This is a genomic window from Cupriavidus sp. CuC1 (assembly GCF_044627735.1).
GTDB lineage: Bacteria > Pseudomonadota > Gammaproteobacteria > Burkholderiales > Burkholderiaceae > Cupriavidus > Cupriavidus ulmosensis.
The window spans coordinates 1-12,418 of the sequence record NZ_JBIUHC010000130.1 but is presented as its reverse complement, the minus strand read 5'-3'; the positions used below and the strand labels follow the sequence as shown (position 1 = coordinate 12,418).

The window sequence follows — 12,418 nt, the reverse complement described above, 5'->3', positions numbered from 1 at the left end:
AAGGCTATCATCGCACAGGACAGAGCTCTGTCGTCCGGATGACAATGCCCGTGCCGGGCCACGCCGAAATCATGCCCAGCCTGCCCGCAGCCACACCCAGATCGCCACCCCCCCCCGCAGATATCACGACTCCCCCGCCCTGCAACGGCCACGCCGCCCTGCTTTCCCGGCATGAATGGTTCGCCGCGCTCGCGCCTGGCCACCAGGCGTTGGCAGCGCGGCAGGTGGTGGTGCAGGATTTTGCCGCCGGTGCCTTCGTCGCGCATCGCGGTGAGCCGTCGCGCTACTGGATCGGGGTGGAGACCGGCCTGATCAAGCTCGCGGTCTATACACCGGACGGGCGCGGCTGCACCTTTTCCGGGGTGCCCGCGGGCGGCTGGTGCGGAGAAGGCAGCGTCATCAAGCGCGAAGCCCGGAGATACGACGTCGTCGCCATCCGCGATTCCCGCGTGGCGCTGGTGCCCGACACCGTGTTCCATACCTTGCTCAACGAAAGCCTGCCGTTTGCCAGCTTTGTGGTACGCCAGTTGAACGAGCGCATGGGGCAGTTCATCGCCACCGTGCAGAACGAGCGCCTCTTGAGCGTCGATGCCCGCGTGGCGCAGGCGGTTGCCCAGCTCTTCCACCCGGCGCTGTATCCCCGGACCAGCGCGGTGCTGGAGCTGTCGCAGGAGGAAATCGGCCTGCTGACGGGGCTTTCGCGCCAGCGGGTCAACCAGGCGCTGCGGCGTCTGGCGGCCGAGGGCATGGTCGACCTGTCGTACCAGAGCATCCGAGTGACCGATCTTGAGCGTTTGCGTCACTTTGGCCTGTCGGAGCTGTAGGCAGCGGCGCAGCCACCGCCAGCGTTGAAACCTTCCTTCGTCATCGCGAAAGCCACTGGCCGCGCGAAGCCGTACAATGCGGTCTCTCCCTGGCGCAGCACCTGTTGCATGCCAGCCCGCGTCACCTGAAATTCGCATGGCACTCGTCAGCAGCACCGATCTGCGCCTCACTCACCTGCGTTTTCCCTTTGCCGTGCGCGTCGACGCGCTGCATGGCGCCGCGCGCCTGCGCGATGCGAATGCACGCCGGGAGGTGACGCCTGGCAACCCGTTCGTGGTGCCGGCGTTTGCGTATTTCGATTGCGACCTGCTGCCGGCGCCTGGCCAAAGCACGGCCATCACGCTGCAGGAAGTGCCGGACGACGCATGCCCGCGCATGACCCTGGCCACCCTGCCGGGCTGTCCCTGCCATTCGGAAAAACACTGGTCACGCGCGCTTGCCGGCGAGATCTTCTGCCTGCCGGGGCTACCGTGGAACGCGGCACTGGTGGCGCAACGGTGGGAAGTCACCCCGCGGCTGGTACGCGCACGTCTGTTCGCCGAGGGCGAGGCGCTAGGCGCGCTGCTGCGCGAGCAGCGCGTCGCACGCGCGGTGTACCTGCTTGCAAGCGGCAGCGGCGTGCGCACCGAATGGCTGGCCGCGCAAGTGGGACTGGGCCGCGCAGCTGCCTTGACCTCCGCTTGCGCGAACACGCTGGGCCCTGCCGCGCTGCGCCTGCTCGAAGGCAACGACGAACGCGGAACCTCTTCGGGTCCCGCGCCGCGCTTGCACCTGGCGGCATAAGAGGCCGGCCCTTGGCGCCGCCCCGCTGATCTTCTGCCTGTGCTGTCGGTGGCGCCCGCGCACTGCCACTGCTCGTGTGCGGGTTCATGCATACCTCATTGCAGGTGGCGTTCCGGCTCGCCATGGCATGGGAATGCCGCAAAAACGCAGGATCGCGCACGTCCGCCCGGGTAGCGGGCCGGCCCGGGCTTGTAAAAAATTGCGGAAGTTGTAAAAAGGGCTGCGCACCACCCTGCTTTCGAGCCTGGCCAAGTGCAGGCCCGCAAACTTGCGGTGGTTGCCCGAAGCAGCCATCGGCGGGCATCAAGACGGCACACGCCCGCGCCATCCCTTGCCGGACAGGCGTTCCCCGGGTATCAGGCGAGCAAGAAGGCGAGCAAGCCGCGACCATGTGGCGCCAGCGCACACGCCGTGGCACGCGCCTTGCACCTTTCCCAATCGCGGCACTACCGCCGCGCCATGGAGATAGAGATGGGACAGCAACAGCAACCCGGCCAAGGCCAGCAAGACCAAAACAAACAACACCAGCAAGGCGGCCTACAAGGCGGGCAGCAAGGTGGCCAGGACCAGAAGGGCGGCCAGCAACAGCAGCAGGACCGCGGCCAAGACAAGCAAGGCCAGCAAGGTCAGAAGACCGATCAGGCCGGGCAGCAAAACCAGCAAGGCCAGAAGGGTGGCCAACAAGGCCAGCGCTAACCGCATGGCGCTGCAACAGCCTTAAAGACTTGACGCTCTTTGCTCGCGGCGACGTTCACAGTCGCCGCAAAGCGCCGCCTCTTCTCGAAAGCGTGGAGGCGGCGTTGTGTTTTCTACTTAAATGCTAAGTCTATCGTTAGCGCGCCTTCAGTAGATCCAGCGCCACGTCGACGATCATGTCTTCCTGGCCGCCCACCATGCGCCGCCGGCCCAGTTCCACCAGCACGTCGACGGTCTTCAGGCCGTACTTGCCCGCCGCGGCCTCGCTGTGGCGCAGGAAGCTGGAGTACACACCGGCATAGCCCAGCGCCAGCGTTTCGCGGTCCACCCGCACGGGACGGTCCTGCAGCGGGCGCACGATGTCATCGGCGGCGTCCATCAGCTTGTACAGGTCGCAGCCGTGGTCCCATCCCATGCGCTCTGCCGCCGCGATAAAGACTTCCAGCGGCGCATTGCCGGCGCCGGCGCCCATGCCGGCCAGGCTGGCGTCCACGCGGTCGCAGCCCTCTTCCACCGCCACGATGGAGTTGGCCACGCCGAGGCTCAGGTTGTGGTGCGCGTGCATGCCGGTCTGCGTTTCCGGCTTCAGTACCTCCTTGAAGGCACGGAAGCGGTCGCGGACATCGTTCATGGTCAGCGCCCCGCCCGAGTCCACCACGTAGCAACAGGTGGCACCGTAGCTCTCCATCAACTTCGCTTGCGCGGCGAGGTTCTGCGGCGTGGTCATGTGGCTCATCATCAGGAAGCCGACGGCTTCCATGCCCAGGTGGCGCGCGTACTCGATATGCTGCCGCGAGACGTCCGCCTCGGTGCAATGCGTGGCTAGGCGCACGATGCGCGCACCGGCGTCATAGGCGCCCTTCAGGTCATGGACGGTGCCAATCCCGGGCAGCAACAGCGTGGCGATCTTTGCGTGCTTCACCACGCTGGCTGCCGCCTCGATCCATTCCAGATCGGTGTGGGCGCCGAAGCCGTAGTTGAAGCTGGATCCTTGCAGCCCATCGCCGTGGGCCACCTCGATCGAATCGACCTTGGCGTCATCCAGCGCCTTGGCGATTTGCCGGGCCTGCTCGACGCTGTACTGGTGGCGGATGGCGTGGCTGCCGTCGCGCAGCGTCACATCGGAAATGTAGATCTTCTTTTGGCCTTGCATGGCAGGCACTCCTTATCTGCAGGTGAGTCAGGCGGCGGCGCGTTGGGCAAGCATGGCGCTCGCCATCCGCTCGGCGATGGTGAGCGCGGCGCTGGTCATGATGTCAAGATTGCCGGCGTAAGCCGGCAGGTAGTGCGCCGCGCCTTCCACCTCCAGGAACACCGAGGTCTTGAGCCCGCTGACCCGGCCCACGCCCGGCACCACCAGCGGCGCATCCGCCAGGATGCGGTCGAACTGCACCTTCTGCTTGAGGCGATAGCCGGGCACATACTGCTGCACCTCGGCGGCCATGGCCTCGATCGACGCGGCGATGGCGTCTTCGTCCGCCGTCTCGCTCAGGCAATACACCGTGTCGCGCATGATCAGCGGCGGCTCGGCCGGGTTGAGCACGATGATGGCCTTGCCCTTCCTGGCCCCGCCGATCGCTTCGATCGCCTTGGAAGTGGTCTCGGTGAATTCGTCGATGTTGGCGCGCGTGCCGGGGCCCGCGCTCTTGCTGGAGATGCTGGCAACGATCTCGGCATACAGCACCGGCGCCACCCGCGATACGGCCGCCACCATGGGGATGGTGGCCTGCCCGCCGCAGGTGACCATGTTGACGTTATGCGCGTCCAGGTGTGCGTCGCCGTTGACCACCGGGATGCAGTAGGGGCCGATGGCCGCCGGCGTCAGGTCGATCATGCGCAGCGACGGGCGCAGGCCGCGCAGGAACGCATCGTTCTTCACGTGCGCGCCGGCGCTGGTGGCATCGAACACCACGTCGATATCGCCAAACACGGGCAGGCGCGTGAGCCCTTCCACGCCTTCGTGGGTGGTCGCCACGCCGAGGCGCGCGGCGCGCGCCAGGCCGTCCGATGCCGGGTCGATGCCGACCATCGCGCCCATCTCGATATGCGCGCCGTGGCGCAGGATCTTGATCATCAGGTCGGTGCCGATATTGCCGGAACCGATGATGGCGGCTTTCAGTTTGCGGGTCATGGATCTCTCCTGTTCGATCTCTTGCGTCATTCCACGCTGGCGCCGCTGGCCTTGACCAGCGGGGCCCAGCGCGTGCTTTCACTGTTGAGGAAGGCGCCGAACTGCTGTGGCGTCATGGGCAGCGCTTCGAGGCCCTGGTCGGCAAAGCGCTTGGTTACCTCGGGCGCCTTCAAGGCCTGGACGGCCGCCTCGTTGAGGCGCGCGACGATGGCATCGGGCGTGCCGGCCTTGACCACCATGCCGAACCAGACGCCGGCATCCAGCCCACCGATGCCCAGCTCCGCAAGCGTGCGCACATCCGGCAGCGATGGCGAGCGGCGCGGCGCGGCGATGGCCAGCGGCTTGACCTTGCCGCCCTTGATCAGCGGCGAGGTGGTGATCACCGGGTCGAACATCATGTCGACCTGCCCTGCCATGACATCCTGCAAAGCCGGGGCCGAGCCCTTGTAGGCCACATGCGTCATGTGCCCGCCGGCCTTGTCGGCAAACAGGCCGCCCAGCAGGTGGCCGATCGAGCCGATCCCCTGCGAGGCATAGTTCACGCCGTTCGGCTTGCTCTTGGACAGCGCCACCAGGTCCTTGACGGAATTGACCGGGCTGCCCTGCGGCACCACCAGCACCAGCGGCGACGCCGCCAGCGCCGTCACCGGCTTGAAGTCCTTCAACGGGTCGTACGAGAAATTGCGGTACAGGCCGGGATTGATCGCGAACATCTCCGTGGCGGCCACGAACATCGTGTAGCCATCCGCGTCGGCGCGCTTGACCGATTGCGCCGCGATCTGGCCGCCACCGCCGGGCCGGTTCTCGACCACCACCGGCTTGCCAAGACCGGCCTGCATCTGCTGCGCCATCTGGCGCGCAATCATGTCGGTCACGCCGCCCGCGGGGAACGGCACCACGATGGTCAGCGGGTGGCTGGGGAAGGTGTCGGCATGGACGGGGGCGCCGCCAAGCACGCCGGCGGTCACGAGCAGTGCGCCTGCGAGGATGGATTGTGTGGTGTGCATGTTGTCTCCTTGTGTATTTCTAATGCGGTGAAACAGCTTGATGCGCCGTGCCTCAGTCCGGTGCGAACCGTGCCCGCACACTGCCGATGCCGCTGATGCGGGCCTCGAAGCACTGCCCGGGCTGCGCGGCCACCATCGGACCCAGCGCACCGGTCAGGATCAGGTCGCCGGCACGCAGCGGGTCGCCCAGCGAGGCCAGCTTGCGCGCCAGCCAGACTGCCGCGTTGAGCGGATGCCCAAGGCAATCCGCGCCCGAACCCGTGGAGACGCGCTCGTCGTCGCGCAGCATCTCCATCTTCACGGTCTTCAGGTCCAGGCCGGCCAGCGGCACGGGCACCGCGCCCAGCACCACCAGAGCGCTGGAGGCGTTGTCGGCCACGGTATCCACGTACGAGATATCCCAGTTGCGGATGCGGCTGCCGACCACTTCAATCGCGGGCAGCACGTAGGCGACGGCATTGATGAGGTCGACCAGCGTGGCGTCCTCGGCCGTGACATCGCGGCCGAGCACCAGCGCGACCTCGGCTTCGGCCTTCGGCTGCAGGGTGCGTGCGACGGGAATCGGCTCGTCGTCGCCAAAGACCATGTCGGCGAACAGGGTGCCAAAGTCCGGCTGGTCCACGCCAAGCTGGCGCTGCACCGCAGGAGAGGTCAGGCCGATCTTGCGGCCAACCACGCGCCGGCCCTGGGCGCGCCACGCATCGACATTGGCACGCTGGATGGCATAGGCCATCGCCGCATCGCCGGGCGGGATCTCGCCCCGCAGCGGCTCGATCGGCGTGCGAGCCTGCTCTGCCTCGCGCAACCGTCTGGCGAGCGCAAGGGTCATTTCCTGGTTTGACATGGTTGGGTCCTTGTTGCGTTATACGCGCGCGGCGACGGGCTGTGCCTGCATCACGCCGAAGCCCGCGATCCATTCATCGATAGGCCGGTAGTACTCGATCGATGCCACGTAGGGCCCGGCAGCAGCTAGCGCGCCAAACGCGGCGATCCAGGTACGGATCTCGTGCGCCGACTTGCCGGCGTCGCGCGTGATGTCGCCATTGCGCATGGCATCCACCGCTGCGAGGTTGCCGCAGGCCAGCCGTTCCAGGAAGGCGCGGTCCCATGCCGGGTTGAGCGGATGCAGGGGGCTATCGCCGGCGGTGAAGGCCTGCGCGGCCGCCACGGTACGCGCCTGGCGGGCGGCACGCGATTCCGGCGGCGGGTTGCGCCCGGCGATCAAGCGCTCGGCGACCTCCGCGTTGGCCGAAGCGATTTCCGGCACGGGCGGCTCGTGCGAGATGCCGCCCGAGCCCACCACCAGCACGCGCTTGCCGAGGCCCTGCAGGAAGCTGCCGATGGCGTCGCCAAGCAGCCGCGCGCGCCGGCACGTCGCCATGGGCGGCGCCACCGAGTTGATGAAGACGGGGATGACCGGGCAAACGTCCAGCCCGCCCAGCAACACTTCCAGCGCCTGCGCGCAGCCGTGATCCACCTGCATGCGGTACGACACAGCCACATCCACGTCGCGGTCCAGCACGGCCTGGGCCATGGCCAGGGCGGTGTCGCGCGGCACGTCGAGCGGCCCCGCCAGGCTCTTGAAGTCGCCAATGGCGCTGGCCGCAACCCCGACGCAGAACTGCGGCATCACGTCGTAAAAGAAGCCATTGAAATGATCCGGAGCAAAGACCACCACCAGCTCCGGCGCAAAGGCTTGCACGCGAGCGCGCGCCGCGGCCTGCACGCGCTCCACTTCGGCCACGATCTCCGGAGCCGGGTCGTGGTAGCCGTGCAGCGGCGTGTGGGACAGGCATTCGAGATGCATCGGCATGTCAGGCTCCCCGTGCAAAGGCGATGGCGCGGTCGCCTACCGGCGCCGTCCCTGGCTGCGCCGGCAGGGCGCCCGGCGCAGCGCAGGCTGACCCCGACACATCGGCCAGGGCGAGCTTGCCGGCCAGCGCGTGGATGGCGTCGGACACCTGCTGCGGCGAGCACATGCCGGCGATAAAGCGGTCGGGGCGCAGCAGCACCACGGAGTCCGGCAGTTTGCCGAACCATTCCTTGAGACACCCGGCGGCATCGCCGATGGCGATCACCCCTTCCGGCACGTCGTCGCGATAGGCAAGCTGCGTATCGGGCTTGGCCATGACGAAGCAGGCGCCGAGCTTTTCCCAGACGGCGCGCGCTTGCGGCGTCAGGCCGAAGGTTGGGTCCGCACCCCACGCGATGATGGCGAAGCGATTGCCGATGACGTCGTCCAGGCGCACGGTATCGCCTTCCTCGGTCCGCACCATCGGCTGGATGAACATGCGCCCAACCGGCGAGCCGCCGGCGGGGTCGCGGCCGTGGACGAGCCGGCCAACCAGCGAATCCCGCTTCTCGCTCATCAGGCCCAGCATGCGTCCCAGCGGCGAGTTGCCGCAGCGTTCCAGCAGGCGCGCGAGGAACGGATCGTCACCCTGGCGCTCGGGCAGCAGCACCACGCCCGATTCGTAGCGCGGCATGGGCTTGAAGCGCATCTCCACGAAATACTGCTTGACCGAGGGAAACACGTTCAGCACACGGGTCAGCCCGTCGCGCAGCGATGCCCCGAAGCGGCTGGCCGGCGCGAAGATGTCGCCCGCCACCTCGGACAGGTGAATCATCGAACGCGCATGGGCGCGGCGCTCCATGCCGTAGGTATCCAGCAGGCAGTCCTGCGCCACGCCCTTGACCACCATCGCCAGCTTCCAGCCCAGGTTGCTCGCGTCGCGGATGCCGCTGTTGTAGCCCTGCCCCTGCCAGACCGGCATGATGTGCGCGGCGTCGCCCGCCAGCAGCACGCGCTTGACGCGGAACGTCCGCGCCAGCCGAGCGTTGTGCGTATAGACGCGCTTGCGGATGTAGTCGACCTTGTCCGGATCGGCCACCACCTTGCGGATCAGCGCGGCGAGGTTCTCCGGCCGGGACAGCGCTTGCTCCGTCTCGCCGGGCATGACCATGAACTCGAAGCGGCGGATCCCGTGGGGCAGCGCGGCCGACACATAGGGGCGCGTCGGGTCGCAATGCATGTAGATATGCGGCGTGCCGATCGGGTCGTTGCGCACGTCCACCACGATCCACTGGTTGGGCTTGGTGCGGCCTTCGAAAGGCACGTCCAGCGTGCGCCGCACGACGCTGTTGCCGCCATCGCAGCCGGCCAGGTAGCCGGCGCGGATCGAAGTGACGCGCCCGAGCGCGTCCTCCGCGCGGATCGTCACGCCGTGTTCGTCCTGCGTGAAGCCCGACACGCCGTGGCCGAACAGCACCTGCACATGGGGAAACCGCTGCAGCCCCTCGTACAGGATCCGGTCCGCCAGCGGCTGGATAAAGGCATTGCGGCGGGACCAGCCGAACTCGTCGGTGCGCGGCTCGATCGACGCAAAGCAGCGGCCGGTGTGCGTGACAAAGCGCATCCAGTGGTGCGGCGTGGTATGCGGCAGCAGTGCATCGGCCAGGCCGACCGACTGGAACACCCGCAGGGCCTCGTCATCCAGGCCGATGGCGCGGGGGTAGTCGATGATCTGGTCCAGCTTCTCGACCAGCACGACGCGCACGCCCTGCAGGCCAAGGATATTGGCGATCATCAGCCCGACGGGGCCGGCGCCGATGATGGCGACGTCGGTGTTCAGATCTTGCGGACGAGCGTCTGCGCCCACCATCTCGATGGCGTTGTTCATGTCTCCTCTCTCCTGCTTGTGCCGTATTGGCTGTATTTGCCGTAACTGCCGGATTCGCCCGGCTTACACCGTGGTCGCTTCGGGCACGGCGTTGCCGAGCAGGAAGTTCAGGTGGATACGGTTGAAGGTGGCGGCATCCTCGAACTGCGGCCAGTGCCCGCAGCCGTCCATCACCGTGAACAGCGCGCCGGGGATCATGGTGGCGATGCGGCGGCCTTCCGAGACATCCGCGGTCGGGTCATCGGAGGTCCACAGCACCAGCGTGGGCGCCTGGATGCGGCCGTAGTGCTCGGCGCGAAGGATGTTGCGCTGGCGCGTTTCCATGTCCTGCAGCACCATGTTGTCGCGCTGGGCGTCGACCATGCCGGGCTGCGCGTAGATCGCCTGGCGGGTGGCGATCAGGTCGTCGAAGGCCTTGCTCTTGTCGGCCATCAGCCATTCCACGCGCGCCTTGATGAAGTCCCAGCCCGGCTCTTCCACGGCGCGCATGGACAGCGTCTTGAGGCGTTCCATCACCACCGGGTCGGCCTGCGAGCCGCCGGCCGTGTTCAGTACCAGCCGCTCCACCCGCTCGGGATGGTCAATGGCGAGGCGCGAGGCCACCCAGCCGCCCAGCGATTCCCCGCTGAACGAGGCGCGCGCGATGCCAAGGGTATCCATCACGCGGATCACGTGGTCCACATAGTCCGGGATCTCCCGGCCGCCGGCCGGCTTGTCGGTCCAGCCGTGGCCGATCATGTCGATGGCCCACACGTTGAAATGCTCGGCATGCGACTGCAGGTTGCGCACGTAGGCCTCGGCGTGGCCGCCGACGCCGTGCAGCAGGATCAGGGCCGGCTTGTCATTGCTGCCAGCGTGCAGGTAACGGGTGCGGATGCCCTTGGCATCCAGCCAGCCCTGGCTGAAGGACACGCCGCGCAGCTCTGCCCAGATGCTCTGGAACGGCAGGCTGGGCTGGCTGGACTGGGCGGGCTTGAGGCTGGTGGCGGCGTTCGACATGGTGTCTCCTTCGTCAGTGCGCGTTTAAGTAGTACTGCGCAGTGTAGAGACCCGATTGCGCCGCGACAAAAAAACGAACAGAATGTGCAAGGAGTGCACAACGTTGATTTAAAAGGACTTTTTATGCCCGCCAGCCGAACCTCGCCCTACGCCAGCGTGCGCGGCCTTACCCGCGGGCTGGACGTGCTCAAGGCGCTGAACCGGATGGAAAGCGGGCGCGGCACCGCCCTGCAACTGAGCGAGTTGACCGGGCTGCACCGCACCACGGTCAGGCGCCTGCTGGAGACGCTGATCGCGGAAGGTTTCGTGCGGCGCAGCGAGTCGGACGACAGCTATCGCCTGACGCTGCAGGTCAGGGCCTTGAGCGAAGGCTTCAATGACGATGAGTGGATTTCCACCATCGCCGCGCCGCTGATGGGCGAGCTGCTGCAGCGCGTGCTGTGGCCGTCGGACCTGACGACGCCCGACGGCGACGCCATGATCATTCGCGAGACCACGCACCGCTTCAGCCCGCTGTCCTTTCACCGCGCGATGGTGGGGCGGCGCCTGCCGATGCTGTCGACAGCCGCCGGACGGGCCTATTTTGCGTTTTGCGGCGACGGGGAACGGGAGGACATGCTCAACCTGCTGCGCTCAGGCGGCGGCGGCGATGAGCAGGCGGCGCTGGCCAACAACGCCGCCTATGTCCGCAAGCTGGTCGAGCGCGTGCGCGCGGATGGCTTTGGGTCGAATCGCGGCGACTGGCTGGAGCAGCGCAAGATCGGCGCGGTCGCCGTGCCGATCCGGCACGCGGACCGCGTGCGCGGCAGCCTCAATGTGGTGTATCTCGCGCGCGCCTTGAGCGAGGAAGAGGCGGTCAAGCGCTTCGTCGGCCCGCTGCAGGACATTGCGAACCGCGTGCAGGCAGCGATGGTCTCGCCGCCGGCGGCGCGCAGCGCGTCTTAGGTGGCAACCTTGCGCGCGCGGTCGAAGTCAACTCAAATCCAGCTCGATCTTGTGCGCGCGGATCAAGGCGCCCCATTTGGCGCGCTCACGGGTTACGAACTCGGCAAAGCCCGCCCGGCTGTCGCCCATGGGCTCAAGTCCAAGCTCTTGCATCTGCCTGACCACCGCCGGGTCCTTCAGCGCCGCTGCAATGGCCGCGTTGAGCTTGTCAACAGAGGCCGGCGGCGTGCCGGCCGGCACCACCACGCCCCGCCACGCAAACGCCGTGAACCCGGGCAGCCCAGCCTCGGCAAAGGTCGGCACATCCGGCAGCACCGCCGAGCGCAGCTCCGCGGGCAGCGCGATGGCGCGCAGGCGGCCGGCGCGGATCAACGGCACCGCGGCCGAGAGATCGGCCATCATGAAGTCGACCTGTCCGCCCGCCACATCCTGCAGCGCGGGCGGCGTGCCCTTGTACGGGGCGTGGACGGCGCTAGCCTGCACGCGGTCGAGCAGCAGCTCGGCGCTCAGGTGGTGCGGGCTGCCGGTGCCGACAGAGGCATAGGTAGCCTTGCCCTGCCCCGCTTTCAGCCACGCGATGAACTCAGGCAAGGTCTTCATCGGCAAGGCCGGGTTGGCTACCAGCACCACGGGCAGCTTCACCAGCGAGGTCACCAGCGTGAAATCCTTGGCAGCGTCATAGGGCAGCTTGCGATACAGCGCTGGGTTAAGTACCAGCGTGCCCTGCCCGGCTGTCAGCAGCGTGGCGCCGTCGGCGCGCGCCTTGGCCACGTCCTGCGCCAGGATGGTGGCGCCGCCCGGCTTGTTGTCCACCACGAAGTTCTGGTGCATGGCCGGCGCGATCTTCTGCGCGACGATGCGCGTGGCCAGGTCGCTGCCGCCGCCGGCGGTGTAGGGCACTACCCAGCGTGCGGCGGGGTCGGCGGCGTGGGCCTGGGTGGCAACGCTCAGCGCTACCGTGATTGCCAGCACGAGGCGGAATGCATGGCGCATGGTGAGAAGCGAGCTCGCGCGTCGCGGGCAGGCTGATGCTTGCACGTTGTGTCTCCTTTTGTATTTTTTGGGACCTGCCAACTACTTGATGTCTTGCTTTGGTTTGCTCTGAGGGGAGAGGGAGTAACTGCCGTCGTCATTTCAAGCGGCGTTGGCGCACTCGTCGGCTTCGACGGATGCCGCCGGTTTGCTCCCCTCGCCCGCGCAGCGGATGAGGGGTCGGGGGAGAGGGCGCTCGCTCGATACGCCTGCGTGCCGCATAAAACCATTGGCCCCGCTTCAAGTGGCTCCTAGCTGATATGACTCCCCGTGTCAATCGAGATTGGTTTGATTCAGTTTCACAGTTGCATGTTGTTCCC

At 67.2% G+C, this 12,418-nt stretch carries 12 protein-coding genes; 3 read left to right on the top strand and 9 right to left on the bottom strand.

What is annotated here, in order from left to right; all coding sequences use genetic code 11:
- Positions 1–71: 71 nt before the first annotated feature.
- On the top strand, positions 72–824 hold the full coding sequence (locus ACGLHR_RS38265; RefSeq protein WP_400100629.1) for a Crp/Fnr family transcriptional regulator: 753 nt from the start codon (positions 72–74) through the stop codon (positions 822–824).
- A 136-nt stretch (positions 825–960) separates the two neighbouring features.
- Positions 961–1,608, top strand: coding sequence for an AraC family transcriptional regulator (locus tag ACGLHR_RS38260; protein ID WP_400100627.1), 648 nt, complete (start codon positions 961–963; stop codon positions 1,606–1,608).
- Positions 1,609–2,145: 537 nt separating this feature from the next.
- Here the strand turns inward: ACGLHR_RS38260 and ACGLHR_RS38255 are convergent.
- The 8 genes from ACGLHR_RS38255 to ACGLHR_RS38220 form a co-directional block, all read right to left on the bottom strand.
- Positions 2,146–2,292, bottom strand: a complete 147-nt coding sequence (locus tag ACGLHR_RS38255; RefSeq protein ID WP_400100625.1) for a hypothetical protein — start codon at positions 2,290–2,292, stop codon at positions 2,146–2,148.
- A gap of 148 nt (positions 2,293–2,440) precedes the next feature.
- Complete coding sequence (gene dmpG, locus ACGLHR_RS38250; protein WP_400100623.1) at positions 2,441–3,457, bottom strand: 4-hydroxy-2-oxovalerate aldolase; 1,017 nt, start codon at positions 3,455–3,457, stop codon at positions 2,441–2,443.
- A 27-nt stretch (positions 3,458–3,484) separates the two neighbouring features.
- Positions 3,485–4,435 carry an acetaldehyde dehydrogenase (acetylating) gene (locus tag ACGLHR_RS38245; RefSeq protein WP_400100621.1) on the bottom strand — a complete coding sequence of 317 codons (951 nt, stop codon included), beginning with the start codon at positions 4,433–4,435 and terminating at the stop codon, positions 3,485–3,487.
- A gap of 26 nt (positions 4,436–4,461) precedes the next feature.
- Positions 4,462–5,442 (bottom strand): Bug family tripartite tricarboxylate transporter substrate binding protein, encoded by a 981-nt coding sequence (locus tag ACGLHR_RS38240; RefSeq protein ID WP_400100619.1) that lies wholly within the window; start codon positions 5,440–5,442, stop codon positions 4,462–4,464.
- 52 nt (positions 5,443–5,494) lie between these two features.
- The gene (gene mhpD, locus ACGLHR_RS38235) at positions 5,495–6,286 is read right to left on the bottom strand and encodes a 2-keto-4-pentenoate hydratase (RefSeq protein WP_400100618.1); all 792 of its coding nucleotides are present in this window, start codon (positions 6,284–6,286) and stop codon (positions 5,495–5,497) included.
- An 18-nt stretch (positions 6,287–6,304) separates the two neighbouring features.
- Positions 6,305–7,255, bottom strand: a complete 951-nt coding sequence (locus tag ACGLHR_RS38230; protein WP_400100617.1) for a 3-carboxyethylcatechol 2,3-dioxygenase — start codon at positions 7,253–7,255, stop codon at positions 6,305–6,307.
- 1 nt (position 7,256) lies between these two features.
- Positions 7,257–9,122 (bottom strand): bifunctional 3-(3-hydroxy-phenyl)propionate/3-hydroxycinnamic acid hydroxylase, encoded by a 1,866-nt coding sequence (locus tag ACGLHR_RS38225; RefSeq protein WP_400100615.1) that lies wholly within the window; start codon positions 9,120–9,122, stop codon positions 7,257–7,259.
- Between the two features lie 63 nt (positions 9,123–9,185).
- The gene (locus ACGLHR_RS38220) at positions 9,186–10,121 is read right to left on the bottom strand and encodes an alpha/beta fold hydrolase (protein ID WP_400100614.1); all 936 of its coding nucleotides are present in this window, start codon (positions 10,119–10,121) and stop codon (positions 9,186–9,188) included.
- 123 nt (positions 10,122–10,244) lie between these two features.
- Here ACGLHR_RS38220 and ACGLHR_RS38215 point away from each other — a divergent pair, with 123 nt between their 5' ends.
- Positions 10,245–11,066, top strand: a complete 822-nt coding sequence (locus ACGLHR_RS38215; RefSeq protein ID WP_400100612.1) for a DNA-binding transcriptional regulator — start codon at positions 10,245–10,247, stop codon at positions 11,064–11,066.
- 27 nt (positions 11,067–11,093) lie between these two features.
- On the opposite strand, the gene ACGLHR_RS38210 is transcribed toward ACGLHR_RS38215, so the two are convergent.
- Entirely contained in the window at positions 11,094–12,104 is a 1,011-nt protein-coding gene (locus ACGLHR_RS38210; RefSeq protein ID WP_400100610.1) for a Bug family tripartite tricarboxylate transporter substrate binding protein, read from the bottom strand.
- Positions 12,105–12,418: the final 314 nt, after the last annotated feature.